Source organism: Cupriavidus sp. WKF15, assembly GCF_029278605.1.
Classification (GTDB): domain Bacteria; phylum Pseudomonadota; class Gammaproteobacteria; order Burkholderiales; family Burkholderiaceae; genus Cupriavidus.
On record NZ_CP119573.1, the window covers coordinates 2,355,658 to 2,379,404 of the forward strand.

Genomic DNA, 23,747 nt, shown 5'->3' on the forward strand with positions numbered 1-23,747 from the left:
AAGCAGGACCGCACACCGCCGGCTCCCGCCTTACCAGAACCCCAGGATCTTCCACCAGACGCCACCCACCACGGTGAAGATGATCAGTTCCAGCACGCACATCACCGCACCGGCCCGCCACCACTGCCCCAGCGTCGCATAGCCGCTGCCGAAGATGATCGGCGATGTGCCGGTGGCGTAGTGGGTCAGCGTCATCATGATCGCGGAGCCGGCCGCCATCATCAGCATGAACGGCGGGACATAGGGTGGCGGGATCAACTGCACGCCCACGGTAAGAAAGGCCAGCATCATCGCGCTGATATGTGCGGTCGTACTCGCGAACAGGTAGTGGGAAAACACGAACGCCAGCACCAGTACGGCGGCTGTCGGGAGCCAGCCCACGCCACTGGCGACGATGGCATCGCGCATATTGGTCGAGAACCAGGCAATCACGCCAAGCTTGTTGAGCTGCTCGGCGAGCATCACCAGGGCGCCGAACCAGATCAGGGTGTCCCAGGCGCTCTTTTCCGATAAGACGTCGTCCCAGTCGAGCGTGCCTGTAATGATCAATGCGAACAGGCCGAGAAAGGCGACCACGGTCGGGTCGAGCGTGTATGCCGGGCCAAGGATCATCGCCGGCACGTTGGCCCACAACACCAGCATCATGGCGAAGACCCCCATCATGACCCGCTCCTGGCCGCTGAGCGGGCCCATGCGGGCCAGTTCGCCTTTGGCATAGTCGACCGCGTTGGGCGTCGCCTTCAACTCCGGCGGGCAAAGCACGTAAATGACAAGTGGCATCACAAACAGGCAGAGCAGGCCGGGCAGGAGCATGCATAGCGCCCAGGTGGTCCAGCTCAGGTGCAGCGACTGCCCGCTGGCCTTGGCCACATAGTCCACGACCAGCGGGTTCGGCGCGGTGGCTGTCACGAACATGGCCGAGGTGATCGGGTTGGCGTGGTAGTTGACCAGTGCCAGGTAGGTGCCGACCTTGCCCTGTGTCCCCTTGGCCGGATCGGAGTCGAAGGCCCCGGCGATCGAGCGCATGATCGGATGCACGATGCCGCCGCCGCGCGCGGTGTTGCTGGGGGTGAATGGTGCCAGCACCAGCTCGCAGATCGCGAGCCCATAACCGATGCCAATCGTGCGCTTGCCCAATAGCTCGATGAACATCAGGCCGATGCGATTGCCCAGCCCGGTCTTCTTCAGCCCGCGCGAGATCAGGATCGCCACAACGATCAGCCAGATCAGCGGATTCGAGAAACTGCTGAGGGCATCGGCAATGGCACCTTTGGACGAGTTCGAGGTCACCTGCGCCAGCGACACGATCACGATCGCCATCATTGCCATGACGCCAATCGGCATCACCTTGAGAATGATGGCGACGATCGTGGTCAGGAAGATTGCCACCAGGTCCCAGGCGTCGGCCTTCAGGCCAGCCGGCGGGGGTATCAGCAGCAGCGTGACCAGCACGACTGTACTGATGATGGCCGGCGTCAGCCGGAACGGCACCACCGACATGAAATAGCGATAGATCGCCACGATCTTTGCGAGCATCTGTGAAGCTCCTCTAAAAGGAGATCGGGGATAAAAGCCAGCCGAAGTCCCGCGCCACTCGAGGCGCACCGAGCGCCCCCCCGCGACGTAGCACTCTTCCAAAGTCAGGGTGACCGATGTGCCTCGCGAGCAGAAGTGAATCTTTTCGAGGGGAATGTGAAAAGATTACGAGGACCCGACTTTTGGCGACGCGTTGTCAGGTCAGGCCATCTGGGCCATGGCACCCCTACCGCAGGCCGAGCGTGAACGGCAGCAACAGTGCGTTCAGGAACAGCAGGCCATACGTAATCATCACGACCGGCGGAATCTGCCGGCGCTGCGCGATCCCGGCCGCCCGGGGCACAGCACGCCTGCGGTTCCATATGTAGCCCGTTCCCACGCCCAGGACGGCAAGCCCCGATACCAGGCTTTCCACGAGCAACAGCGCCGGCCAGGCCTTCACGCGACGCTCGGGCGTGCCACTGAATACAGGCAGCGCGGCGGCGTTTGCGTCAGGCAAGCCTCCCTGCCAGGTCGCGGCGGATACCGCCGGAGCCGCTGGAGCCGCTGGAGCCGCTGGAGCCGCTGGAGCCGCTGGAGCCGCTGGAGCCGCTGGAGCGGCCGTGGCGGCGAATACCACCGGACCAGCGGCTGCCAGCCCCGGCGCGGAGCCGGGCGCATCGCGCAATGCGGTCCTCCCCTGCGACGGCATGGCGCGCGCAGGCGCGGGCGCGGGTGCCCTCGATGCCGCCACATGATTTGCCGCGCCCGGGCTCTCCGTTACGCCCTGTCGGGCCATGGCCGGCCTGGCCGGCGTTTTCGGCATGGCATCGCGCTGTCGCCAGAACTGATGGAAGACCTCGTCCATGCACCGCACGGAATCGCAGGCGTCCCGCCTGGCACGCCATGCCGCGATGTCGGCGGCCTGCATCGCGCCCTGGCGCAGCATTCTCTGCTGTTCGGCATAGATGCGCTCATAGCGCTCCGACAGCATGGTGTACTCGCAGATCAGGTGCTCCTTGCGGGCACCGGCATGCGCATCGGGCCGCCCTTCGCAGCCCACGCCAATGCCGTAGGGCTCATCGCATCGGGTCGACCGACCGCCCACGGGAGCCTTGCAGACAATATCCGACGCGTGCGCGCCCGTCCCGGCCAGCAAGGCCGGCACTGCTGCCACGAGCAGCAGGCCCAAGCGCCCGTTGCGTCTCTTCATCGTCAGCCCTCGAAGCAGCGATGCGGACTTTCAACGTTAGTCGATGGTGTGCCGGGGCCCAAGCTGCCATGGCAACTTGCGTGCGGTAGGCCACGTCGTGCTGCCGCCGGCCGCAGGCGTGCCTTGGCGGTCTCGTCCTGGCGCAGGCCCGCGCCGAATCAGCGCGATCCGGTGCGCGCCCGGCGGTATTACGAGCCCGCCTTGTAGTTCGTCTCCTTCACGATCTTCTTCCACCGCGCAGTGTCGTCGGCAATGGTCCTGGCGAACTGTTCCGGCGTGCTGCCCACGGCGTCGTAGTCGATGGCGGCCAGCTTTTCGCGGATATCGGGCTGCGCCACGATACGGGTCACTTCCTTGTTCAGGCGCGTGATGATTTCCTTCGGCGTTCCCGCCGGGGCAAGCAGGCCTGCCCAGGAACCGAATGCCATGCCGCTATAGCCGGCCTCCTGCATGGTCGGCACATCCGGCAGCGCCGGCGAGCGCTTGTCGGAAAGCACGGCAAGCGGGCGCAGCTTGCCGGCCTTGATCATGGCGATCGAGTTGAACGGGTCGATCGTCATGTCCACCTCGCCCGCCACCACGGCCTGCATCTGCGGGCCGGTGCCACGGTAAGACACGCTCACGATGTCCGGCGTGCCGGCGGTCGCCTTGAAGCTGGCGCCAATCAGCTCGATCATGCTGCTGCCCGCCGACAGGCTCAGCGGCCGGGTCCTGGACTTGGCCAGTGCCACGAATTCCTGCACGGTCCTGGCCGGCACCGACGGGTGCACCACCATCACGAAGCCGATATTGCTGATCAGCGAAATCGGCTCGAAGCTCTTCAGCGGGTCATAGCCGGCCTTGTAGATCAGCGGGCTGAGCGTCTGCGCCCCAGCCGTGTTGAGCAGCAAGGTATAGCCGTCCGGTGCGGCGCGCGCGACGACATCGGTGCCGATGATGCCATTGGCACCGGGCCGGTTCTCCACCACCACCGATTGCTTGAGTGCCTCGCCAAGCTTCTGCGAGATCAGGCGCGCCACCACGTCGGTGGCCCCGCCCGGGGCAAACGGCACCACCATCCGGATCGGTTTGTTCGGATACGTATCGCTCCAGGCCAGTGCGGGCATCGCGCCCAGCACAGTGGCACAGAGCATCAGGCGGCGACGGAAGTTCGGCTTCATCAGATGTCTCCAGTACAGCGTTGACCGTGGCGCGGCCACCTCCGGCCAGTACCACGCGGTATTCATATTTATGAATTTATTTTTACGCACATGAAATTGACCGTCAATGTGGGTATCCACGGACGCGCGGCGTCGCCGGTGTCGTCGCTACGCAAACAGGAGGGCCAGATGTGTTGGGAGCGACCACACAGCGCGCACGGTCTGAAATGGCGGGATGACGTGCCAATTCGCAAGATTTCTTATTTAATTTCAATGACTTGACGACTCGATTCGGGGCTGAGACGAGAGCTGGCACACCCCATGCGTATATGACTGCGAGCGCAACACCCGATGCTCTCTAAGCGAAACCAGACCAGCACCCCAAGGAGTTACATCATGTCCCTCACCATCCAGAACCTGCCCGTCGAACAAGACCTCGACCACGCCAGCATGAGCGCCGTCCGTGGCGGCAGCTTGTTCCTGAACAACGGCATCAACGCGATCCTGGGCGGCTCCGGCGTTTCCTTCGCCAGCCCCAACATCATCGTGGCCCCGGTCACCCAGGTCGATGCCTCGACCCGCACCAACGTCAACCTGTCGAGCATCAGCAACCTGCTCAACAACGTCGGCGGCATCGTGCAGGCCGTGCAGCACTGATCCCGATCCAACCCGTTCAGCCCAACCAGCCCAACCAGCCTGCCCAGGAGACCATCATGTCCTTGACCATCCAGAACCTGCCGCTCGAACAAGACCTTGACCACGCCAAGATGGGCGCCGTGCGCGGCGGCAGCATCTTCGTGAACTCCGGCGTCAACGCCATCGCCAACGGCGCGGGTGTTTCGTTCGCCAGCCCGAACACGATCTATGCTCCGGTCACGCAGGTCGATGCCTCGACCCGCACCGACGTCGATATGAAGAGCGTGACGAATACCATCAACAACGTTGGCGGGATCGTCGCGGCCCTGCAGCATTGAGCCGTACCAGGTTGTATCCGGCGGAGGAGGAGGCGCGCCCGCGTTGCCCCTTGCCTCCGCCACCGCAAGGGCCGCCCTTTGACGGGCGGCCCTTGTTTGCGCTGAGATGGACGCTGAGACTGCGCGCGCGGCAAGCGGCGCGTCCGTGCTAATACTCCAGCTTCGGATACCAGTCTTTGCCCCGCCCTTGCGGCGTGGTGTCCAGCAGGCTCCACAGCGGGTCAAGGTCCGGCGCGCCACGCGGATCCTGTCCGGGGTCGGGCGGGATGCCGAACAACTCGCCACTCCAGAAATGCCGGATCTTCCCGTCCCGGCGCGTGAAGACCGTATAACCCGGCATGTCCGCATCCTCTGGACTGACATAGTCGCGCGTGAAATCCCCGTCGACGTCCGCATAGACCTTCAGTTTGGTCCAGCCGCGCGCCCGCCTGGCGGCCACCAGCCGGTCGATGGGCGAGCGGGCCACCATCGCCAGCGCCACGCGTTGCTCGATATCCGGCACCTTGTGGTCCCACGATGCCATGATCGACGTGCACATCGGACAAGGCTTCTCGCGCTGAGGCCCGAACATGTAGCTGTAGACGACCAGCGTGTCCTTGTCGCCGAACAGATCGGCCAGCGTGACCGGACCGTTTTCACTTTGGAACGTATAGCGCTTCGTCACCTCGCCGCCCGGCGGCAGCCTGCGCCGCTGTTCGGCCACGCGTTCAATGTGCCGGCGCAATTCGATCTCCTCCGCGAGCAGCGCGTTGCGCGCCTGGCGGTATTCCGCGCTTTCATTGGGAAAGCGGATGGGGTTGCGCTGCGCCAGTTCGGTGGCGGGAACCAGTTCTGACTTTGCGTTCATGTCGACCCTCCTTCCAATCGGTCGTGCCGGGAAATGTGAGTCGCCCGCCCCGGGGCGGTGTCGACGCATTCCATGGCCCTGTCCTGATTCGTGTCCGCTGGCGGCGAATCGTTCCTCCTGATGGCCTCGTCGTTCACCGGCTGCCGGGCGGGTGTCGGCGCGTCGCAGACACGTGCTGGAGCAGTGTCGGTCCCGGGCAGACTGCACGCCGGCCAGGCCAGCCCCTCCCATCTTCACCGAATTCATATTTTTCTTTTTGTTTTCAGACGCTTGCCTCCGAATTCCGGTGCCTGGACCGGTGCTGGCACACACCATGCGTATATGCCTGCGAGCGCAACACCCGATGCTCACCACCCTAAGCAAACCCAGTACCCCAAGGAGTTACATCATGTCCCTCACCATCCAGAACCTGCCGCTCGAACAAGACCTTGACCACGCCAAGATGGGCGCCGTGCGCGGCGGCAGCATCTTCGTGAATTCCGGCGTCAACGCCATCACCGGCGGCAGCGGCGTCTCGTTCGCCAGCCCCAACACGATCTTCGCGCCGGTCACGCAGGTCGATGCCTCGACCCGCACCGACGTCGACATGAAGAGCGTGACGAACACCATCAACAACGTGGGCGGCATGGTCGCGGCCCTGCAGCACTGATCCGCCGATCCAACCCGTTCAGCCCAACCAGCCTACCCAGGAGACCATCATGTCCTTGACCATCCAGAACCTGCCGCTCGAACAAGACCTTGACCACGCCAAGATGGGCGCCGTGCGCGGCGGCAGCGTCTTCGTGAACTCCGCCATCAACGCCATCACCGGCGGCTCGGGCGTGTCGTTCGCCAGCCCGAACACCATCGTCGCCCCGGTCACGCAAGTCGATGCCTCGACCCGCACCGATGTCGACATCAAGACCGTCAGCAACATGCTCAACAACGTCGGCGGCATCGTCCAGGCGCTGCAGCACTGATTTCCCTTTCCAGCTCATACCAGCCTGCCCAGGAGACCATCATGTCCTTGACCATCCAGAACCTGCCGCTCGAACAAGACCTTGACCACGCCAAGATGGGCGCCGTGCGCGGCGGCAGCATCTTCGTGAACTCCGGCGTCAACGCCATCGCCAACGGCAGCGGCGTCTCGTTCGCCAGCCCCAACACGATCTTCGCCCCGGTCACGCAGGTCGATGCCTCGACCCGCACCGACGTCGACATGAAGAGCGTGACGAACACCATCAACAATATGGGGGGAGTGGTCGCGGCCCTGCAGCACTGAGCCGCGCAGGAGGAACGGAGCAGCCGGCGCCAGTCCGCGCGCTCCGTTTCACGCGAGCCGCGCCTTGCGCCCGGCTCGCCTTGAAGGACCGTCCCGCCATGGACGGTCTTTGTTTTATCCGGCATCCGGCGCTTGGCAGCTCTGCACGCCGGCGTGTCGCCCGACGCAATTGAGTCTGCGCGCGCGGCGGGTTACAGTCTGACCCGCCGCGGGGTCGTCCGGCCCCGCGCGACTTTGTCCGGGAATCACCGCGCCAGGCCTGTGCGCCGGCCATGCCATCCCCGGCGCAGGAGACCAAGGCATGACCGCATGGCTGGCAAGGAAGATGGGCAAGATTGGTTGCGCCGCTGCCATGGTGCTGGGCATCGCAGCACTGGCCGGGCCGGCGGCCGCGGGTGGCCCCGGTACGCTGACCATAACTTCCGGCATACAACAGCGCAGCTGGACCGTCGAGCAGCTCTTGCGCGACCCGCGCCTCACCGAGATCAGCATCGACGACGAGAACCTGAAGCAGCGCTTCACCCTCAAGGCCATACCGTTCGCCACCCTGCTGGCCGGCTTGCCGGCAACCGCCGACGGCAGCGCCACCACGGCCGCCTCCGACGGCTATGTGTCGCACCTGCCGATGCGCATGCTGATGGCCGAGGGCAAGGCGCAGCCGCGCGCCTGGCTGGCGGTGGAGAATCCCGCCGCGCCGTGGCCAAGGCTCAAGGGCCAGGGCATCGGGCCGTTCCGGCTGGTCTGGACCAGCCCCGCCGGCGGTGCCGGCAAGGTCACCGAGAGCTACTGGACCTACAACATCGAGCGCATCGACATTGCCGCTTCGCCCGCCGAGCGCCATCCGGCGATCCGGCCAGCCGCGGGCCAGCCCGCCGACGGGCCGGTCATGCGCGGCTTTGCCGCGTTCCAGCGGGTCTGCCTGTCCTGCCATTCCCTGAACCGCGAGGGCGACTCCCACCTTGGCCCGGACCTGAACATGCCCTACAGTCCGGTCGAATACCTCGGCGACGACAAGCTGGCGCAGCTGATCCGCAACCCGCAGTCGCTGCGCTGGTGGCCGGAGGCACGCATGCCGTCGATCGACCCGCAGACGCTGCCCGATGCCGAGGTCAAGGACCTGCTCGCGTACTTTCACCACATGGCGGCAACGCGCAAGCCGCAAGCCCCCGCTGCCGGGCATCGGCAGTAGCGCCCCCGTCCCCCGGGGACACGGAGATCCGTCCTGCTTCCGGGCCGCGCCTGCGATCGGATAAGATACGCCCCGTTTTACCCCACCAACGGAGTGCTTCAGTGATCCAGCCCACCCCTGTATTCAAGGACAACCTCGCCCAGATGCCCGCAATCGACGCCGTCGCGCGCATCGACCTGATCGACGGCAACGGCGCGGTCGCGGCGAGCATCGAGAACCTGCCGGGCAAGCAGGGCTCGCTGGCCGTGTATCACTACCTGCAGCAAACCTTCGGCACGCTGGATGCCAGGGCGGCAGAATATGGCCTGGCACTGTTCGCCGAACACACGGCCGATGCCCGCAACCGCCCCGGCGCACACCCGAACGTCGACCGCCTGCTGGCGCTCGCCGCCGGCGCGCCGGCGCTGCGCATCAGCGTGGTCGCCAGGGCCTGAAGCCGGCCAGCTATCAAGTGACCGCACCGATACGCCGTAAGCCTCTCCAGATCCCGCCCGGAGAATTCCCCCAAATGAAGAAGGTTTTCCTGTTCGCCGCCGCGCTGTGCGCGTCCATCGCCCACGCCGAGCCGCCGGGCAACCTGGCGGCGCCGCTCGGGCTGGAACTCGGCAAGACCCGCTGTGCGCGGCTGACGCCGGGCCCGAACCGCTTGACGACCGGCAAGGCGCAATGGGCTGGCGGCGACGCCATCGAGATCCGGAATCTCGAACGCTTCAACCTGCCGGGGCTGAGCCGGGCGATCGTCAACTGCGATGCCCAAGACACCGTGGCGCTGGTCAGCCTGACGTTCGAGCGCACGGCGCTGCAGGACGTCACCAGCAAGCTCGACGCGCGCTACGAGTCCAGGCGCAAGACAGAGGCCAATGCCGAAAACGGCTATGCCGAATGGGCGGCGGCCAACGGCAGCCTTGAATTGCTTTACGCCCGCGACGGCAAGCATTTCACCGTCGCGTACTGGGCCAAGGGGGCCAAGGCGAAGTACTTCGCGTATAGCGGAACGCCCGCCGAGACGAAGCCTGCGACACCAGCCGCACCGGCCCCGAAACAGCCTGCGCCGCTGTAGCCGGCGCGGGCGGCCCTTAACGTTAGGAGCCGCCCGCGCGGACAGCGCTGCAATCAGGCAGGAACCCGTCGCTCAGCTGCGTAGTGCGATGTGGTTGACGACGTTCTCCACGCCGTGCACATACCAGGCATCGCGCTCGATCTGCTTGCGCGCGTAGTCGGTCGCCGCATAGCCTTCGAGCGTCACCACGCGGTTCTCGGTGCGTACGCTGATGCGGCCCGCGTCGACGAACGGATCGGTCTCGAGCACGAGCATCAGTGCCTCGGTGATCTCGTCGTCGCGGTCGGTCTCGGCCGGTGCCACCACCAGTTCATTGACGACGCAGCGGCAACCGCGCGACCACCACGCCAGCACGCCGGCCAGGCGCATGTGCGACAGGCTGATCACCTGGCCACTGAGCGTGACGACGCCATTGCTGGCGGCCACTTCGATCCAGCCGCTGCGTTCGCCCACGGCCTCGCGCATGGACTCGATCTGTCCCTTGACCTTCGCACAGATCTTGAAATTGCGGAAATCGATGGCGTTGAGCAGGCGTTCGCAGACCGCGTCGCGCAGCTCGCCGTCACCCACGTGCATGCCGCCGTCGGCCACGCGCAGGTGGTCGATCACGCTGGTCACGCCATCCACCCGCCGCACCATGGCGGCCGCGCGGGTCTTGTCGACAATGTCCGCCACCTCGCCCTCCAGGATCACCGCGCCGTCGGATAGCCGCAACTGGATCTCGGGATGGAGGTGGTGACCCTGATAAGGCACATGTGCCAATGCTGCGCGCGCCTGCGTCAGCACCGCTTCGCTACTCTGCATGATGTCTGCCTCGCCTGATGGTCTGGAGCTGGGAAGGAGCGTGCCTCTGCCTGCAGGCACGCCTGGCGCGGCGCCTGCCCGCTGCCGATGACCCGAAGCTGGCCGGTTCCGCCTCCCCATTATAGGAAGCGGTATGCCGGCCTTCCTGACGCGTTGGCGGGCTCAGGCCGCCGCGGCGCCGGCCTGGGCCTCGCGCGCCCTGGCCACCTCCTGGTTGCGCAGGATGAAGCGCTGCACCTTGCCGCTCGGGGTCTTGGGCAATTCGGCCACGAACTCGATTTCGCGCGGGTAGGCGTGGGCCGCCAGGCGATTGCGCACATGCAGGCGCAATGCCTCGGCCAGTTCCGGCGAAGGCCGGTATTGCGGATCGAGCACGACAAAGGCCTTGATCAGCTCGGTGCGCTCCGGATCGGGCTTGCCGATCACGGCGGTTTCCACCACGGCCGGGTGCTCGATCAGCGCGCTCTCGACGTCGAACGGCCCGACCCGGTAGCCCGAGGTGGTGATCACGTCGTCGGCGCGGCCGATGAAGCTGATGCTGCCGTCGTCGTTGAGTTCGGCGGAATCGCCGGTCAGGTAGTAGTTGCCGACAAAGGCGCGCGTGGCCGTGCCGTGGTAGCCGGGAAACCAGCACATCGGCGACTGCGTGAGATCCAGCGCCAGCGTGCCCGGCTGGCCGGCGGGCAGCTCGCGGTGCTCGTCGTCGAGCACCACCACGCGATGGCCCGGGCTGGCAAAGCCGGCCGCGCCCATGCGCACCGTATGCGCCAGCGCATGGTGATTGCACAGCACCATGCCGGTCTCGGTCTGCCCATAGTGGTCATGGATGGTCACACCGAGTTCATTGGCGAACCAGCGGATGACTTCGGGGTTGAGCGGCTCGCCCGCGCTGCTGACCGCGCGCAGCCGGCCGCGCAGCGGTTCCGACACCGCCTTGCCGGCCGCGATCAGCAGCCGGTAGGCCGTGGGCGACCCCGCCAGGTTGGTGATGCCGTATTTCCGGATCACACGGCACGTGCTTTCGACGCTGAACGGGCCGTCGTAGAACGTGGTCGGATGGCCCAGCGCGAGCGGCCCGGTCACCGCGTAGTACAGGCCGTAGGCCCAGCCCGGATCGGCCAGGTTCCAGAAGGCGTCGGTCTCGCGCAGGTCGACCGCGTCGCGCATATAGCCCGCGAACGCTACGATGGCCTTCAGCGGCACCTGCAGCGGCTTGGCCGGGCCGGTCGTGCCCGAGGTGAACATCATCAGGAACGGGTCGTCGCCACGCCGCATGACGGGCTCGAATTGCGCCGGCTGGCGCTCCACTTCGGCCCAGAAGCTGAAATCGCCGCGCACGAGGCCGCGGCCCTTCTCTCCCGCCACGGTGACGACCGGCGGGCAGCCGGCGACATCGTCAAGCTTGCCGCGGTTGGCGCCGTCGGTCACCACCAGCTTCGCGCCCGAAGCATTGAGCCGGTGCTCGATCGCCTTGGGCCCGAACGCCGTGAACAACGGCTGGTAGACCGCCCCGGCGCGCCACGTGCCGAGGATGGTGGCCAGCAGCTCGGGCGTGCGCGGCAGCAGGCCGGCCACGCGATCGCCGGGCTGCACCCCCTGCGCCTTCAGGAAGCCTGCCACCCTGGCGGAGAGCGCCTGCATCTGCGCAAACGTCCAGGTCTCCGAATTGCCGTCGCGTCCTTCCCAGAACAAGGCAATGCGGCCCGGCAGCGCATGCCGGTCGCAGCATTCCACACAGGCATTCATGGCATCCAGGTTGCCGTGCAGCTGGCGGCTGACGGTGTCCTGGTAGGAAAATCCGGCAAAGGCTTCGGTGTAGTCGCGCATGGTGTCTCCAACCTTGTCATAGCTGTTCTGCAGCGCGGTGCGGCGAGGCACCCGCCTGGCCGACGAGTGTGTTCGAGCGGTCCGCATGCGGCAATAGCCGATTCCGCCAGCACGGCTGACGCTTTTTGCCATGTGCGCGGCGTACAGCACTTTCAGCGGGGCATGACTGGTTGACGCATCCTGCCCGCAGGGCTAGACTGCGCGCTGTTTATCGCCTTGGGGTTCCAATTGGACTCAGCCAGTTGTCCTGACGGACACAGCAGGTAACCCTCGCCAGACCCGCTTCCCTCCGCGCCGCTGAAGCTTGCGCCAGCAGTGCGTCACAGGGCCACCGTCTGGCAGGTATCGCCTGACGGTGCGCATCGATCGCGGCATTCGCCGCGGCCCGTTTTCCCGCACCACACGAATTTGCATCGCATGCCCCGGTCCGCTCGCGCCGCGAGCTTCCGCGCATGCCCGATTTGCCATAGCGCCGGCACGCGCACGCATGCCGCCCGTGGCCGCAAACGTGCGCCATTGGCGAGCCTTGCCGTCTCGCGCGGCGGCGCACGCCGATCCACCCGAACCGGAGCCTTCCATGCCCGACGACCCTTGCAGTCCCTTACCGAAGCCGGCGCGCAACGGGGCCTGCCCGCGCGCCGTTCCCGCAAGCTCCCGCTACCGGCCGCCACACTGCTGACTCCTGGCGCCGGATCGGGAATCCACCGGAGACCTCTGCCATGAAGTTCTCGATCCTGCTGCCTGACTTCCGCCACCCCGACGTCGCCGCGCACGACGCCGACCGCCTGCGCGCCATGCGCGAGCTGTCCCGCCCGGGACGCCTGCGCCATGCCGTGAAGCGCCTCGGCACCATGCTGCGCACCTGGCGCCTGCAACCACGCTGAAGCCACCCGGGTGCCGGCATCGCCATCACGGATTGCCGCGATGCTTCGGCACCCTGCCCCGGCGTCCTGCTGATAGAACTCTGATAACGGATTCAGGCGTCTACAACTCGATTCGACCCAGTTTTATGCTTTCTCCATTGTGGGCGACATGCCCATGCCGGAGCTGCGCCTGCGTGCCGCTGCGCTGGCCAAGATGGCCACGTTGTCCAGGCTGCCGGTCATCACCACTGCCTCGGTACCGCAAGGCCCGAACGGCCCGATGATTCCGGAGATCCACGAGAACGCGCCGCACGCCAAGTACGTGGCGCGCAAGGGTGAGATCAACGCCTGGGACAACCCCGACTTCGTGGCTGCCGTCGAAGCCACGGGCAAGAAGACCCTGATCATTGCCGGCACCATCACCAGCGTCTGCATGGCCTTCCCGTCCATCAGCGCGGCGGCCGACGGCTACAAGGTCTTTGCCGTGATCGATGCCTCGGGCACTTACTCGAAGATGGCGCAGGAAATCACCCTGGCGCGTGTGGTCCAGGCCGGCGTGGTGCCGATGGACACGGCCGCAGTCGCCTCCGAGCTCCAGCGCATGTGGCATCGCGAAGATGCCATGCAATGGGCCGAGATCTACACCAAGATCTTCCCGGCCTATCAGTTGCTGATCAAGAGCTACATGAAGGCGCAAGACGTGCAGAAGAGCGGCGAGGTCCTGGACTCGGCGCACTGATCCGCGGGCGCGCCGCTGAAATCCGGCGGCGCGCTCAGTTGCCCTGCCGCGCGAAGAAGAACCGCGGCAACGCGGCGTTCTCGCTAAACGCAGATGCCCGCAGGCCGTGTAGGACAGCATCCACTGAACATCGGCGCTCCGCTCCTTAGAATGAAATGGTCCGGCGCACCGCACGGCGCGCCGCCTTGCCTGCACAAGGAGAGGAGCGATGCGAGCAACGGAAGGGAGCTGCGCGCAGGAAGCCATGCCCGGTGGCGTGGACCGTGGCGCAGGCGAGAGCGCGCGCGCCGCCTTGCACGCTGCCGGACTGCATTACGTCGACGACAACGCGCCGGGGATCACGCGGCGCCGCCGAGGCGGCGGCTTCACCTATGCCGACGCACGCGGCAATCCCGTGCAAGACCCTGCCACGCTCGCCCGCATTGCCGCGCTTGCCATTCCGCCCGCCTATGAGGCCGTCTGGATCTGCGCCGACGCTGGTGGACACCTCCAGGCCACGGGCCGCGATGCCCGCGGCCGCAAACAGTACGTCTACCACGCGGACTGGAGCGCGCTGCGCGACATCGACAAGTATGCGCGCCTTCCCGATTTCGGCCGGGCCCTGCCACGCTTGCGCGGGCGCGTCGAGCGCGACCTCGGCCGCAACGGCATGCCGCGCGAGAAGGTCATTGCCGCCGTGGTCCGCCTGCTCGACGCCACGCTGGTGCGCGTCGGCTCGCCGCGTTACGCGCGGCAGAACCGCACCTACGGCCTGACCACGCTGCGCCGGCGTCATGTCACCGTGCGCGGGAGCAAATTGCGGCTGCAGTTCACCGGCAAGAGCGGCATCACTCACGACGTGTCGGTCAATGACCCGCGCGTAGCGCGCGTCGTGCGCACGTGCGCCGAGCTGCCCGGCCAGTGCCTGTTCAAGTACGTCGACAGCGACGGCGAAGTGCGCGAGATCGGCTCCGCCGACGTCAATGCTTACCTGCGCGAAGTCACTGGCGGCGAGTTCACGGCCAAGGATTTCCGCACCTGGGCGGGCAGCGTCCATGCGCTGGCGCTGCTGCGCAAGGCTGCGCGCGAAGCCGACGGGACCGAGGCCCGGCGCCGCAAGGCCGTGGCCGACGCCATCAGGACCGTGGCGCAGCGCCTGCGCAATACCGTCGCGGTCTGCCGCCAGTGCTATATCCACCCCGCCGTCGTCGACGCCTTCCTTGCGGGCGACGCGGATGCCGCCGGCACGGGCCAGGTGCGCACGCACCTGCGCGCCGACGAAGCACGCCTGCTCAGGCTGCTGGAGAAGGCCGGCGCGGGTTGACCGGCGGCCGCTAGCAGGACAACCGCCCGATATAGCCCGGCAAGTTGCGCGCCTTTGCGCCCTGGGCGAGGCGAAACGCGCGCACCAACGCCGCCGCGAATGACTCGGGCGTATCGAGCGGGCCTTCGATATGCCGGCGGAAGAAGTCGGCCCACCTGAAATCGGGATACGCCTGCCGGACCTTCCGGTAGCCGCCCGCCAGCTGGACGAAAGCTTCGAGGCTGCGGTACGGGTCGTCGCGCATGTCGTGGAGCGACGCGGGCAGCTCGTTCAGGGGCCGGCGCCGGCCCTGCTCGTCATAGGGATGGACCATGTGCTGCGCCACCATCCACTTCCAGAACGCGCGCGCGCCAAGGCGGCTCAGGTCGCGCCGGACAAGGGCCGGCACATGCGTCAGGCCCAGCTCGTGCCAGGCTCGGACCCAGTGGTGATGATCGACCACGTAGGGAACCTGCTCCGGCCCGATGACAAGATGCACGCGATGCCGGTCCAGAAATGCCGGCCGCCGCGCCGGCGGTATCCGGCGTGTGACGTGCACCTTCTGGGCAACGTGGTAGGCGCCCACCGTGATCTGCGTCGGATGCAGAGCGTCGAGCGGCATCATCAGCTTGGCGCCGCTGCGCAGGAGCCGGGGTTCGCGCATGGACGGCAGTCGCGGCGGCCAGGCCGCCGCGACTGTGATCAGCTCTTGTTGAGCGTGCGGTCCGGCGACGTGTCCCCTTCTTCCAGGTGACCTGCCACCGGGCCCGCGCGTTCCGTGCCCTCGTTGCGCTGCACGCGCAGGCGGTTCTCGACATCCGTCACGCCGAATACGGCTTCGGCGATCTCCTCGATGACGTATTTCTCGCGCCGCGCCATCACCGTGCCCTCGAGCATGACGACGCCATTGGAGACTTCTACCGAGACATCGGAGACATCGACATACGGGTTCGTTGCCAGCCGTTCGCACACGTCTTCGCGCACCCGTTCGTCGGGACGGCGATAGCCCTTGGGGCCAACCGGACGCCGTACCGCGCCCGACATGCCGCCGCGGCCCGGGCGACTGCCCCGGTCGTCTGGATACAGGCGCTGGCCGCCACTGTACGACTGCCCGCCGCTGCGCGGATCGCCGAAATAGCCGCCGCCATAGGACGGCTGTCCGCCGCGCTGTGCGCGGTCGCGCGCCATGCCTTCGTCCCAGTGCATCGCCCGTCCGCCGTGTCCGGCCTGCATGCGGCCCGCATCGTCGCCCGGATCGAAGCTACCCTCATAGTTGCCCGTGTCGTAGCCCGTCTGGCCCCACCGGCCCCGTTGGGACCGCTGCTCCTGCTCCTGCTCGTGCGCCTGGTAGCCGCTGCCTTGCGCAGACGGCTGGTATCCGCGGTAGGCGCCGCTGTACGGATGTCCCGGACCGCCCATGTCCGCGGCGCCGTAGCCCTGTTCGCCCCGGTCGCCGCGCGACGACGCGCCGCGCCAGTCCTCGCCCCACTCCTGGCCCCAGTCCTCTGAACCGCTGCCCCGGCTTTCATCGTGCGCGGCCCGGCGCGCTTGCTGCTGCCGCGCGTAGTCGCTGACCTCGCTGCCGCTGCCGCGGCCCTTGCGGAAGTTGAACATGTCTGCCTCCTTGCAGTCCTGGCCCGGCGGGCTCCGCCCCGCGCGCGGCCGCACATCGAGTACCAGCAAGGCGCAAGAACCGTGCCCCGGTTGCAAGCGAGTGGACGTGCGAAGCCGCGCACAGGTACATCCTTCACGCCTGGCACGCGCCACGGTAAGGATTTCCAGGCCGATGTAAGGCTTACGGGCGGCGAGTCAAAGCTGCCGCACTGTGATGCAGGCGCGGCCCGAGGCATGAAACTTGCGCCACGCCGAGCGAAGCAACACTGCCAAGGAGCACGCCATGTCCCGGCCCAAAGCGCTTCCCCCGCAACACCAGTCCCGGCAGCCCGGCCTGGAGAGCGCGATGCACCCGCAACCGGACAGCGGCGCCGACGACTATGTGGGCAGCGCCCGCCTGGCCGGCAAGATCGCGCTGGTAACCGGCGGCGACAGCGGCATCGGCCGCGCCGTCGCCGTGGCCTTCGCGCGCGAAGGCGCCGATGTCGCGATCGCTTACCTGAACGAGCATGGCGATGCGCGCGAGACGGTCCGGCTCGTGGAAGATGCGGGCCGCAAGTGCCTGTCGCTCGCGGGCGACCTTGCCGACGCAAGCCATGCCGATGCGGTGGCCACGCGCGTGATCGACACCTATGGCAGGCTCGACGTCCTGGTCAACAACGCGGCCGAGCAGCATCCCCAGCCGTCGCTGGAAGACGTGGACGCCGGGCAGGTGGAAGCCACTTTCCGCACCAACGTCTTCGCCATGTTCCATCTCACACGCGCGCTGTTGCCGCATATGAAGAAGGGAGCGGCGATCCTCAACACCACTTCGGTCACGGCTTACCGCGGCAGCGCGCACCTGCTCGATTACTCGGCCACCAAGGGCGCCATCGTCTCGTTCACCCGTTCGCTGGCGCTGCAGGTCGTCGGGCGCGGCATCCGCGTCAATGGCGTCGCGCCGGGGCCGATCTGGACACCGCTGATCCCGTCCACGTTCAGCGCCGAAGAGGTGGCGGAATTCGGCAAGAAGACGCCCATGGGCCGGCCGGGGCAGCCGTTCGAGGTGGCCGCGGGCTTCGTGTTCCTGGCGTCGGATGCGGCCAGCTATATCACCGGGCAGATCCTGCATATCAACGGCGGCGAAGTGGTGAACGGCTGATGGCCAGCGCCCGCACCAGGATGCATGGCCGCAGTGCGAGGAGCCAGGTTATCGATTTCAGCAGGAGACCATTCATGTCACCGATCGTATTCGGACGGTTCGAGACCGTCTCCGCCGCGGAGGAAGCGGCGCGGGCGCTGTACGCGCGCGGGTTTTCCGTCTGGGATGTCTCGATCATCCCGGCCGCCGGGCCCGAGGCACGCCACGCCGGCGTACGGCCGCGCGTCGTGCTGGCGGCCTGCGTGCGGCGGGCGAACGCCGGGGTTGCCGCCAAGGTCCTGCGCGAAGCCGGCGTCCTGGACCTGGACCGCACGCAAGGCACGTGGGACAGCGGCCGCTGGACCGATTTCGACCCCGCCCTGCACGGGCGCCGCCGTGACGCCCTGGCGGACGAATGCTTGGACTGCGAGAGCACCGGCAACGAAGACCCGGGCAGCGAACTGGAGCAGTTCGTCGACCCGCAGCGGGCCAGCCATGGCTAGGCGCGGCAAGGCAATCGCCGAACTGGCCCGCCTGCGCCCCACCCAGCTCACGCTGGGCTACATCCATATGCGCGACAAGATGGCGGTGACGCGCCGGCAGCAGGACGCCGGCGGCGCCGCGCTGCGCCGCTTCCTGCGCCGCCACCGTATCAAGACAGTCGCGGGACCGGGTGGCACGCTGTTCATCGTCGATCATCACCACTGGGCCCGGGCGTGGTCGGAACTGGGCTATCGCCGCGCGCCGGTACGCATCCTGCACGACCTGGGCGGACTCGGGCCCTCGGCCTTCTGGAAGCGCCTGGATGCGCTCGGCTATGTGCATCCCTACAATGAACTTGGCGATCGGCTCGGCGTCGCGGCGCTTCCCGCCAGCGTGATGGGCATGCGCGACGATCCCTATCGCAGCCTGGCGGCGTTCACGCGCATGGCGGGCGCGTATCGCAAGCCCCCCAATGCGGCGGGCGACTTCCGCTGGGCCGGCTTCCTGAGGGAGCATGTCGAGGAAGACATGGGCACGATCGGCGGCTTTGCGCTGGCCCTGTCCCTGGCCATCCGGCTGGCACGCAGCAGCGCCGCGCGGCGCCTGCCGGGTTACTGCGGCCCCGCCGCGGCGTAGTTGCCCAGCGTCATGCTGTCAGGCCCTGCGGGAAGCCCCGGCAGCACCTGGCCGGCGCCATGTTGTCCATGTTGTGAAACAGACGCCACAAGGCAGGCCACCAGTCCGTTCCGATGACGCAAAAGTAGGACCCCGGCGGACGGCAGCAGGCATCCGGAGCATGTAGAACACATCCATGGGTTCGCATTGGAGGTGTCTTACATGTCCAGCCGAAGTTGTTCCGTTCAGGTCTTCCAGACCGAGGCCGGCCAGTGGTCCGTACAATCGGATGCCCCGGGCGCCGGCCTTGTCGACTACCCGTCGCAGGTTGATGCCATTAGCGCTGGCGTCCGCATGGCGATGGCCGAAGGTGCCCTGCTCACGATCCACGCAGCCAACGAGGCAAAGAGCGAGATCGACTTCGCCGGGTGCAGCGTCCCACAGATCGCCGTCCCACAGATCGCCTGACGGGAACGACTTGCAGCTTGCGCCTACTTCGGTCGCGGCGCGGCCAGGTCACAACCCACCGCCGGCAACTTCCCCTCGCGGCGCAGCATGACTGCCTGCGCCAACGCGGCCGCGGCGTTCCCGGCCTCGCGCTGCACGCCCTGGTCTTCGTCGAGCGCGCGGTGCGAGGTGGCGTAGGGCGAGTAATAACCGATGAAGCGGTCGAGCTGCGCATAGGGCCCGGCATCGATCAGGCCCATCCAGCCAAGCCAGTCGCCCAGCGCGCGGCGCACGCCTTCGACGCCTGCCACGTCCCCGTGCACGATCAATCCATAGACACGTCCCGCCAGGTGCTTGGGATAGTCCCATCCCTTCAGCTCCAGTGCCTTCGCCTGGGCCACGTTCTTGCCGTGCGTGCTGCTCGGGTCGGGATTGCCGCCGTCCGCGCAAACCAGCCGGTCCATCATCAGCTTGAGCGGGCTGGCCGCCTGGTACCAGTAGGTCGGTGTCACGATCAGTACGCCATGGGCCGCCACCCACCGTGGGTAGATCTCGTTCATCCAGTCGTTGACCTGGCCCAGCGCATGGTTGGGATAGCAGCTGCAAGGCCAGTGGCACAGCGGCATGGCGGTCGATACGCAGGCCTTGCACGGGTGAATATGCCGATCGGGATCGGAAGCCAGCAGGCTCAGGTCGAGCGTATCCACCGTGATCCCCGTCGCCTCCATGCGGGCGCGTGCCAGCATCGCGAGCCGCCAGGACTTGGACACTTCGCCCGGACACGTGAAGTCATTGCGCGCGGCGCAGATCACCAGCAGCACGCGCGGCGGCCCGTTGGGATCGTCATGCCGGCGAGCGGCTTCGCGCACGGCATCGCGGGCCTGCAGCCACTCCACGGACAGGTCGTAGTCCGGATCCGCCGCGCCGGCACCCGCCTTTGCGGTGACAGGCGCCTTGCGGCCCTGGCGGTACGCATCCCATGCGATCGCTTCCAGGCGGTCGATTGCCGCATCCTCCTTGCGGAAGGCCGGATCGAAGTATCTGGCATGAAAGCGTGCACGGAATGCCTCGCGGGACATGAACTCGACAACCTGTCCCTTGCGTATGTCGTGCGCCGCGTCGAGATTTGCCTTGTCCTTGTTGGCCATGGTGGTAAGGGCAACGGGCGTTCGAACCCTAGCCTGGTGATGGTCCATTGGAAGCCGTGAGCCCGCCAGCCGCGCCGTACCGATCCATGCATCCCGAGGACGCCGCAAGTTCCGTACCTTCCGTACCCTGTGGCAGGTAGTACAGGCACAGGCAATTGCCGCGCACGTGCCACCTCAGGATGCGCAGTCGCCTAGGCATGGTCATAGCCCCGGCATGCCAGGCCCAGCGCGGCAGCCTCGACCGACTCGACCGTGATCGCCGTCGCGCATTCATGCCGGAACGGGCATTTCTGCCAGCCACACGGGCGGCATGGCGGATGGGAGGCAAGTACATGGTGCAGCGTCGCGTCCAGCGGCGCCCACCGTCCGCTTTCGCCACCGCACGACACGATCACGCTCGGCGTATCCAGCGCGGCCGCAAGGTGCGATGGTCCCGTGTCGTTGCACAGCAGCAGCCGCGCATGCGCAATCAGCGCCGCCAGATCGCCAAGCGACGTTGCGCCGGTGAGGTTGACCACATCGCCACCGATCAGCGAGCACAGCCGGTGGGTCAGAATCATCTCGTCGGGGGCGCCCGTGACCACGACCTTCCAGTGCTTGCGCAGCCGCAGCGCGACGTCGGCAAAGCGCTCGACCGGCCAGCGGCGCGACAGCATGCGCGCGCCGGGATGCACGCAGACGTACTCGCCGCCGACCAGCCCGTGCTGCTCGGCCATCTGTTGCCAGCCGGCATGGTCCTGTGGCCGCAGCGGAAACGCCAGGTGCGGATCGACGTGCGGATAACCCAGTGCGCGCATCAGCGCCAGCAGGCGTTCGATCTCGTTGCCGCCGGGCCACGGAATGAGCCGCTCGGTTTCGCCCGCCATGCCAGCCTGCGCCGCGGTCGGGCAAAATCCGGCGGTGACCCGCGCGCCCAGTTGGCGCACGACGTCATTGCTGAGCGTGCCACTGCCGTGGAGCTGGATGGCCAGATCGAACCGGCGTGCGCGCGCCTCGGTGTGGAAGGCTGCCTGGGCCGCTTCGTCCACGGGCTGTCCGGGAAACCCCGGCGCGCCCGGGAAGACCAGCACATCGTCGATCAGGCTGGCGAAGCGGCTGGCGAAGTCATGCACCCAGGGCAGGCCGATCAGCGTGATATGCGCGCCCGGCTCGCCTTCGCGCAACGCGCACAGGGCCGGCACGGCACACAGCATGTCACCAAGCTGCAGCGCGCGGAACACCGCGATGCGGCGATGCGCGGTCTGGTCCGGCGCCTGAAACGCCACCGGCGAGGGTAGTGCGGCGCCCTCTCCCCCGCCTTCGGCGGTGACCACATTCCTCAACAAGAGCGGCGCATTCATAGGAACCTCGTGTGGAAACCCACCGCACCGCGCAGGCGGCGCCCGCGGAAATGCTTGCTGCGTGGGAGTGGCAATCTGCGTCTCCCTGTGTTCGTTCCATTGCCGTGGCAAATGCCAGGCAGGAGAAGGATCGCAATGACCATGCCCGTGGCAAGCGCAATGCCGGGGCAGCCAGGCTTCGTAAGCGGCAAGCCGCAAGCGGAATTGCGCGCCCTCATGGAAATTTTTACCGCCTGGCAAGGCGGACGGCCTGGCGCAGGCTGGCCACGATGCGCTCGAACACGGCGTCGCGTCCTTCCTCGGTACGCTGGCGCAGGACGAACGACGGGTGATACGTCGCGACCACCATGTGCCCGTCCTGCTCGACCGGCGCGTCCAGCAGTGCCGCCAGTGCCACGCGCTTCCTGCCGAGCACGGCGCCCGCCGCAGTGGCGCCGAGCGCCACGATGACAGCGGGCCCGACCGCGCGGATCTCCTGTTCGAGCCACAAGCCGCACGCTTCGATCTCGAGCTGTCCGGGGGTCTTGTGCAAACGGCGCTTGCCGCGCAACTGGAACTTGAAGTGCTTGACGGCATTGGTCAGGTAAACGTCCTCGCGCTGGAGCCCGGCGCGCGCGAGCGCCTCGCCGAGCAGGTGGCCCGCGGGGCCGACAAAGGGCTCGCCCTGCAGGTCCTCTTCGTTGCCGGGCTGTTCGCCGACGAGCATGAGCTTCGCGCTGAGCGGCCCCGTCCCCGGCACGCCCTGCGTGGCGTCGTGCCACAAAGGACAGCGTCGGCAGGCATTGAGCTGGGGGCGATCCGGCACGGTGTTGGCGGAGGAGGAGGAGGAGGAGGAGCGACGTGGCATCAGGGCACAGGCTGGAAAACGTGTCCCGAACCGATTCAAGATGCATGCCGGCCCCTGCCGCGCGGCCAGCGCGGGGCTGGCATGACCGATGCTCGGTGCCGATTGCCGGTTGACAATTGTCGGCCACACGCGAGTACCATCGTGTGCCCCGCCGCTGTCAGCCATGCCACACGCAGCTGGCGGGGGGATCGCATCAGGGACAGGCCGCACCCAACGGCGCCATACTTCTTGGCCGGCGACATCGCCGCGGATCTTTGCAGGGAGCTGACATGCAACAGCTGAAACCGAAGGTCAGGGCCACTGTCGTCTGCATCCGGGACGATCGCGTGCTGCTTGTATCGAAGGATGGCGTGCGATGGGCACTGCCCGGGGGCCGCCCGGGCAAGCAGGAATCGCCCGAGGAAACGGCGCGGCGCGAACTGCAGCAGGAAACGTCACTGGAGACCAAGGCACTGGTGGGCGTTTTCCAGTTCATCGGCGCAACCACGGTGCACCACGTCTTCACCGCTGCCATCGCCAGCTCCGCGCGGCCCAAAGCTGGTCATGAGATCAAGTCCCTGCAATGGCTCTCGCACCACAAGCTTGGCGACATCGAAACCAGCACAACGACGCGGCAAATCGTGTCGCAGTTTTTCAGCAAGGTACAACGCAGCTCATGACGCGCGTGTATCCGCTCCGGCACCTCGCAGATCGCGCGCACAGCACGTATTCGCCGGGAAAGTGGCGCGCGGACGATACCTGCGTCCATGAGCACCGCCCGCCGTCGCCGCGGCGCGACACTCTGTGGATTCGTCCCTGCCTGGCGGCGGTTCGCGCGTACACTCGATGACGGGGCGGCTAACGGGTACGCCCCAACCACTTAGAGCCCTCGACCACCCCGGCCGAGGGCTTCTTTATATCTGCCAGGTTTCACGGAAATGCCAATTCCGTGGATTTTTTTCGTTCAGAGCGTACCCCCCTGCCACACCTCGCCGCCGGTTCGCGCGACGCGAATTCCCGCTGCCTGCGCCCTCTTTATTCCCTACCTAAAGAGGGTGTCCGGCGTAACGAATGCTCCGCATACTGCCGCCCTTACCGGCCATCAGAGCCGAACCTACAGGGTCAAGAATGCAGAAAGTCGTCGCTTACGGCGTGTATTTTCTCGCCTGCCTGATTGCCTTGCTCGCAGCCGCCCGCTGGATCTCCCGCAACGATCCCGCCTTGCGCGATTTCCGGCTGCCGCCAGATCGCCACGAAAAACAGAAAACCTCCGCACCGGAGGACTGATTCCCCAGAATTCGCGCACAATCGTTATGAAATTCGCCCAATTTCGCGCAATTTTCTGGAACTGATAGTCAATACACTTGCCTTACCACTGCCGCTGCGGCTGGCTGCCCTGAGGGATCGCCCTTCTGCTTCGTGCCGGGCTGATCCCCTGCGC

The 23,747-nt window shown here is 66.9% G+C and carries 27 protein-coding genes and 1 pseudogene; 17 read left to right on the plus strand and 11 right to left on the minus strand.

Annotated features, from left to right (window positions below):
* Positions 1-30: 30 nt before the first annotated feature.
* From CupriaWKF_RS28120 to CupriaWKF_RS28130, 3 genes are all read right to left on the minus strand, one after another.
* Entirely contained in the window at positions 31-1,536 is a 1,506-nt protein-coding gene (locus CupriaWKF_RS28120; RefSeq protein WP_276101695.1) for a DASS family sodium-coupled anion symporter, read from the minus strand.
* Positions 1,537-1,762: 226 nt separating this feature from the next.
* Positions 1,763-2,728 carry a GntR family transcriptional regulator gene (locus tag CupriaWKF_RS28125; protein WP_276101696.1) on the minus strand — a complete coding sequence of 322 codons (966 nt, stop codon included), beginning with the start codon at positions 2,726-2,728 and terminating at the stop codon, positions 1,763-1,765.
* Positions 2,729-2,916: 188 nt separating this feature from the next.
* Entirely contained in the window at positions 2,917-3,888 is a 972-nt protein-coding gene (locus CupriaWKF_RS28130) for a tripartite tricarboxylate transporter substrate binding protein (protein WP_276101697.1), read from the minus strand.
* Between the two features lie 375 nt (positions 3,889-4,263).
* Between CupriaWKF_RS28130 and CupriaWKF_RS28135 the strand changes: the two genes are divergently transcribed.
* Both CupriaWKF_RS28135 and CupriaWKF_RS28140 read left to right on the plus strand, forming a co-directional pair.
* Positions 4,264-4,524 (plus strand): hypothetical protein, encoded by a 261-nt coding sequence (locus CupriaWKF_RS28135; protein ID WP_276101516.1) that lies wholly within the window; start codon positions 4,264-4,266, stop codon positions 4,522-4,524.
* Between the two features lie 56 nt (positions 4,525-4,580).
* Positions 4,581-4,841: a hypothetical protein gene (locus CupriaWKF_RS28140; protein WP_276101698.1), complete on the plus strand. Its 261-nt coding sequence runs from the start codon at positions 4,581-4,583 to the stop codon at positions 4,839-4,841.
* Between the two features lie 148 nt (positions 4,842-4,989).
* Here CupriaWKF_RS28140 and CupriaWKF_RS28145 read toward each other — a convergent pair whose 3' ends face one another.
* Complete coding sequence (locus tag CupriaWKF_RS28145; protein WP_276101699.1) at positions 4,990-5,688, minus strand: DUF899 family protein; 699 nt, start codon at positions 5,686-5,688, stop codon at positions 4,990-4,992.
* 388 nt (positions 5,689-6,076) lie between these two features.
* Here CupriaWKF_RS28145 and CupriaWKF_RS28150 point away from each other — a divergent pair, with 388 nt between their 5' ends.
* The 6 genes from CupriaWKF_RS28150 (at position 6,077) to CupriaWKF_RS28175 (ending at position 9,198) form a co-directional block, all read left to right on the plus strand.
* Positions 6,077-6,337: a hypothetical protein gene (locus CupriaWKF_RS28150; RefSeq protein WP_276101700.1), complete on the plus strand. Its 261-nt coding sequence runs from the start codon at positions 6,077-6,079 to the stop codon at positions 6,335-6,337.
* 49 nt (positions 6,338-6,386) lie between these two features.
* Positions 6,387-6,647 (plus strand): hypothetical protein, encoded by a 261-nt coding sequence (locus tag CupriaWKF_RS28155; RefSeq protein ID WP_276101701.1) that lies wholly within the window; start codon positions 6,387-6,389, stop codon positions 6,645-6,647.
* A gap of 41 nt (positions 6,648-6,688) precedes the next feature.
* On the plus strand, positions 6,689-6,949 hold the full coding sequence (locus tag CupriaWKF_RS28160; protein WP_276101703.1) for a hypothetical protein: 261 nt from the start codon (positions 6,689-6,691) through the stop codon (positions 6,947-6,949).
* Between the two features lie 301 nt (positions 6,950-7,250).
* Positions 7,251-8,138: a cytochrome c gene (locus CupriaWKF_RS28165; RefSeq protein WP_276101704.1), complete on the plus strand. Its 888-nt coding sequence runs from the start codon at positions 7,251-7,253 to the stop codon at positions 8,136-8,138.
* Between the two features lie 101 nt (positions 8,139-8,239).
* Positions 8,240-8,572, plus strand: coding sequence for a DUF2322 family protein (locus CupriaWKF_RS28170; RefSeq protein WP_276101705.1), 333 nt, complete (start codon positions 8,240-8,242; stop codon positions 8,570-8,572).
* Positions 8,573-8,646: 74 nt separating this feature from the next.
* Positions 8,647-9,198 carry a hypothetical protein gene (locus CupriaWKF_RS28175; protein ID WP_276101706.1) on the plus strand — a complete coding sequence of 184 codons (552 nt, stop codon included), beginning with the start codon at positions 8,647-8,649 and terminating at the stop codon, positions 9,196-9,198.
* A gap of 72 nt (positions 9,199-9,270) precedes the next feature.
* Here CupriaWKF_RS28175 and CupriaWKF_RS28180 read toward each other — a convergent pair whose 3' ends face one another.
* Both CupriaWKF_RS28180 and CupriaWKF_RS28185 read right to left on the minus strand, forming a co-directional pair.
* Positions 9,271-10,002, minus strand: a complete 732-nt coding sequence (locus CupriaWKF_RS28180; protein WP_276101707.1) for a BON domain-containing protein — start codon at positions 10,000-10,002, stop codon at positions 9,271-9,273.
* Positions 10,003-10,164: 162 nt separating this feature from the next.
* A complete protein-coding gene (locus CupriaWKF_RS28185; protein WP_276101708.1) occupies positions 10,165-11,829 on the minus strand; it encodes an AMP-binding protein in 1,665 nt (554 codons plus the stop codon).
* Between the two features lie 719 nt (positions 11,830-12,548).
* On the opposite strand from CupriaWKF_RS28185, the gene CupriaWKF_RS28190 reads away from it, so the two are divergent.
* The 3 genes and pseudogenes from CupriaWKF_RS28190 (at position 12,549) to CupriaWKF_RS28200 (ending at position 14,734) form a co-directional block, all read left to right on the plus strand.
* Entirely contained in the window at positions 12,549-12,713 is a 165-nt protein-coding gene (locus CupriaWKF_RS28190; RefSeq protein ID WP_276101709.1) for a hypothetical protein, read from the plus strand.
* A gap of 139 nt (positions 12,714-12,852) precedes the next feature.
* Positions 12,853-13,431: pseudogene (locus CupriaWKF_RS28195) on the plus strand (isochorismatase family protein); the annotation flags it as partial.
* A gap of 244 nt (positions 13,432-13,675) precedes the next feature.
* The gene (locus CupriaWKF_RS28200; protein WP_276103254.1) at positions 13,676-14,734 is read left to right on the plus strand and encodes a DNA topoisomerase IB; all 1,059 of its coding nucleotides are present in this window, start codon (positions 13,676-13,678) and stop codon (positions 14,732-14,734) included.
* A gap of 10 nt (positions 14,735-14,744) precedes the next feature.
* Here the strand turns inward: CupriaWKF_RS28200 and CupriaWKF_RS28205 are convergent, their stop codons facing one another.
* Positions 14,745-15,377 (minus strand): ParB-like protein, encoded by a 633-nt coding sequence (locus tag CupriaWKF_RS28205; protein WP_276101710.1) that lies wholly within the window; start codon positions 15,375-15,377, stop codon positions 14,745-14,747.
* Between the two features lie 38 nt (positions 15,378-15,415).
* A complete protein-coding gene (locus CupriaWKF_RS28210) occupies positions 15,416-16,327 on the minus strand; it encodes a BON domain-containing protein (protein WP_276101711.1) in 912 nt (303 codons plus the stop codon).
* Between the two features lie 283 nt (positions 16,328-16,610).
* On the opposite strand from CupriaWKF_RS28210, the gene CupriaWKF_RS28215 reads away from it, so the two are divergent.
* From CupriaWKF_RS28215 to CupriaWKF_RS28230, 4 genes are all read left to right on the plus strand, one after another.
* Positions 16,611-17,468 carry an SDR family oxidoreductase gene (locus tag CupriaWKF_RS28215; protein ID WP_276101712.1) on the plus strand — a complete coding sequence of 286 codons (858 nt, stop codon included), beginning with the start codon at positions 16,611-16,613 and terminating at the stop codon, positions 17,466-17,468.
* A gap of 74 nt (positions 17,469-17,542) precedes the next feature.
* Positions 17,543-17,950 (plus strand): hypothetical protein, encoded by a 408-nt coding sequence (locus tag CupriaWKF_RS28220; protein ID WP_276101713.1) that lies wholly within the window; start codon positions 17,543-17,545, stop codon positions 17,948-17,950.
* Complete coding sequence (locus CupriaWKF_RS28225; protein WP_276101714.1) at positions 17,943-18,566, plus strand: ParB/Srx family N-terminal domain-containing protein; 624 nt, start codon at positions 17,943-17,945, stop codon at positions 18,564-18,566. The genes CupriaWKF_RS28220 and CupriaWKF_RS28225 overlap by 8 nt, the downstream gene beginning before the upstream one ends.
* A gap of 201 nt (positions 18,567-18,767) precedes the next feature.
* Positions 18,768-19,013 carry a DUF2188 domain-containing protein gene (locus tag CupriaWKF_RS28230; protein WP_276101715.1) on the plus strand — a complete coding sequence of 82 codons (246 nt, stop codon included), beginning with the start codon at positions 18,768-18,770 and terminating at the stop codon, positions 19,011-19,013.
* 23 nt (positions 19,014-19,036) lie between these two features.
* On the opposite strand, the gene CupriaWKF_RS28235 is transcribed toward CupriaWKF_RS28230, so the two are convergent.
* The 3 genes from CupriaWKF_RS28235 to CupriaWKF_RS28245 form a co-directional block, all read right to left on the minus strand.
* Positions 19,037-20,140, minus strand: a complete 1,104-nt coding sequence (locus CupriaWKF_RS28235; protein ID WP_276101716.1) for a flavodoxin family protein — start codon at positions 20,138-20,140, stop codon at positions 19,037-19,039.
* A gap of 191 nt (positions 20,141-20,331) precedes the next feature.
* The gene (locus tag CupriaWKF_RS28240; protein WP_276103256.1) at positions 20,332-21,333 is read right to left on the minus strand and encodes a glycosyltransferase family 9 protein; all 1,002 of its coding nucleotides are present in this window, start codon (positions 21,331-21,333) and stop codon (positions 20,332-20,334) included.
* 373 nt (positions 21,334-21,706) lie between these two features.
* Entirely contained in the window at positions 21,707-22,285 is a 579-nt protein-coding gene (locus tag CupriaWKF_RS28245) for a UdgX family uracil-DNA binding protein (protein ID WP_346348612.1), read from the minus strand.
* A 311-nt stretch (positions 22,286-22,596) separates the two neighbouring features.
* On the opposite strand from CupriaWKF_RS28245, the gene CupriaWKF_RS28250 reads away from it, so the two are divergent.
* Entirely contained in the window at positions 22,597-22,986 is a 390-nt protein-coding gene (locus CupriaWKF_RS28250; protein ID WP_276101719.1) for an NUDIX hydrolase, read from the plus strand.
* Between the two features lie 448 nt (positions 22,987-23,434).
* Positions 23,435-23,593: a hypothetical protein gene (locus CupriaWKF_RS28255; RefSeq protein ID WP_276101720.1), complete on the plus strand. Its 159-nt coding sequence runs from the start codon at positions 23,435-23,437 to the stop codon at positions 23,591-23,593.
* Positions 23,594-23,747 lie beyond the last annotated feature (154 nt).

Bases quoted from the DNA above. Each gene is read 5' to 3' on its own strand.
- CupriaWKF_RS28120 (WP_276101695.1), bottom strand. From the start codon at position 1,536: ATGCTCGCAAAGATCGTGGCGATCTATCGCTATTTCATGTCGGTGGTG.
- CupriaWKF_RS28125 (WP_276101696.1), bottom strand. From the start codon at position 2,728: ATGAAGAGACGCAACGGGCGCTTGGGCCTGCTGCTCGTGGCAGCAGTG.
- CupriaWKF_RS28130 (WP_276101697.1), bottom strand. From the start codon at position 3,888: ATGAAGCCGAACTTCCGTCGCCGCCTGATGCTCTGTGCCACTGTGCTG.
- CupriaWKF_RS28135 (WP_276101516.1), top strand. From the start codon at position 4,264: ATGTCCCTCACCATCCAGAACCTGCCCGTCGAACAAGACCTCGACCAC.
- CupriaWKF_RS28140 (WP_276101698.1), top strand. From the start codon at position 4,581: ATGTCCTTGACCATCCAGAACCTGCCGCTCGAACAAGACCTTGACCAC.
- CupriaWKF_RS28145 (WP_276101699.1), bottom strand. From the start codon at position 5,688: ATGAACGCAAAGTCAGAACTGGTTCCCGCCACCGAACTGGCGCAGCGC.
- CupriaWKF_RS28150 (WP_276101700.1), top strand. From the start codon at position 6,077: ATGTCCCTCACCATCCAGAACCTGCCGCTCGAACAAGACCTTGACCAC.
- CupriaWKF_RS28155 (WP_276101701.1), top strand. From the start codon at position 6,387: ATGTCCTTGACCATCCAGAACCTGCCGCTCGAACAAGACCTTGACCAC.
- CupriaWKF_RS28160 (WP_276101703.1), top strand. From the start codon at position 6,689: ATGTCCTTGACCATCCAGAACCTGCCGCTCGAACAAGACCTTGACCAC.
- CupriaWKF_RS28165 (WP_276101704.1), top strand. From the start codon at position 7,251: ATGACCGCATGGCTGGCAAGGAAGATGGGCAAGATTGGTTGCGCCGCT.
- CupriaWKF_RS28175 (WP_276101706.1), top strand. From the start codon at position 8,647: ATGAAGAAGGTTTTCCTGTTCGCCGCCGCGCTGTGCGCGTCCATCGCC.
- CupriaWKF_RS28180 (WP_276101707.1), bottom strand. From the start codon at position 10,002: ATGCAGAGTAGCGAAGCGGTGCTGACGCAGGCGCGCGCAGCATTGGCA.
- CupriaWKF_RS28185 (WP_276101708.1), bottom strand. From the start codon at position 11,829: ATGCGCGACTACACCGAAGCCTTTGCCGGATTTTCCTACCAGGACACC.
- CupriaWKF_RS28190 (WP_276101709.1), top strand. From the start codon at position 12,549: ATGAAGTTCTCGATCCTGCTGCCTGACTTCCGCCACCCCGACGTCGCC.
- CupriaWKF_RS28200 (WP_276103254.1), top strand. From the start codon at position 13,676: ATGCCCGGTGGCGTGGACCGTGGCGCAGGCGAGAGCGCGCGCGCCGCC.
- CupriaWKF_RS28205 (WP_276101710.1), bottom strand. From the start codon at position 15,377: ATGCGCGAACCCCGGCTCCTGCGCAGCGGCGCCAAGCTGATGATGCCG.
- CupriaWKF_RS28210 (WP_276101711.1), bottom strand. From the start codon at position 16,327: ATGTTCAACTTCCGCAAGGGCCGCGGCAGCGGCAGCGAGGTCAGCGAC.
- CupriaWKF_RS28215 (WP_276101712.1), top strand. From the start codon at position 16,611: ATGTCCCGGCCCAAAGCGCTTCCCCCGCAACACCAGTCCCGGCAGCCC.
- CupriaWKF_RS28220 (WP_276101713.1), top strand. From the start codon at position 17,543: ATGTCACCGATCGTATTCGGACGGTTCGAGACCGTCTCCGCCGCGGAG.
- CupriaWKF_RS28225 (WP_276101714.1), top strand. From the start codon at position 17,943: ATGGCTAGGCGCGGCAAGGCAATCGCCGAACTGGCCCGCCTGCGCCCC.
- CupriaWKF_RS28230 (WP_276101715.1), top strand. From the start codon at position 18,768: ATGTCCAGCCGAAGTTGTTCCGTTCAGGTCTTCCAGACCGAGGCCGGC.
- CupriaWKF_RS28235 (WP_276101716.1), bottom strand. From the start codon at position 20,140: ATGGCCAACAAGGACAAGGCAAATCTCGACGCGGCGCACGACATACGC.
- CupriaWKF_RS28240 (WP_276103256.1), bottom strand. From the start codon at position 21,333: ATGCTGTGTGCCGTGCCGGCCCTGTGCGCGTTGCGCGAAGGCGAGCCG.
- CupriaWKF_RS28250 (WP_276101719.1), top strand. From the start codon at position 22,597: ATGCAACAGCTGAAACCGAAGGTCAGGGCCACTGTCGTCTGCATCCGG.
- CupriaWKF_RS28255 (WP_276101720.1), top strand. From the start codon at position 23,435: ATGCAGAAAGTCGTCGCTTACGGCGTGTATTTTCTCGCCTGCCTGATT.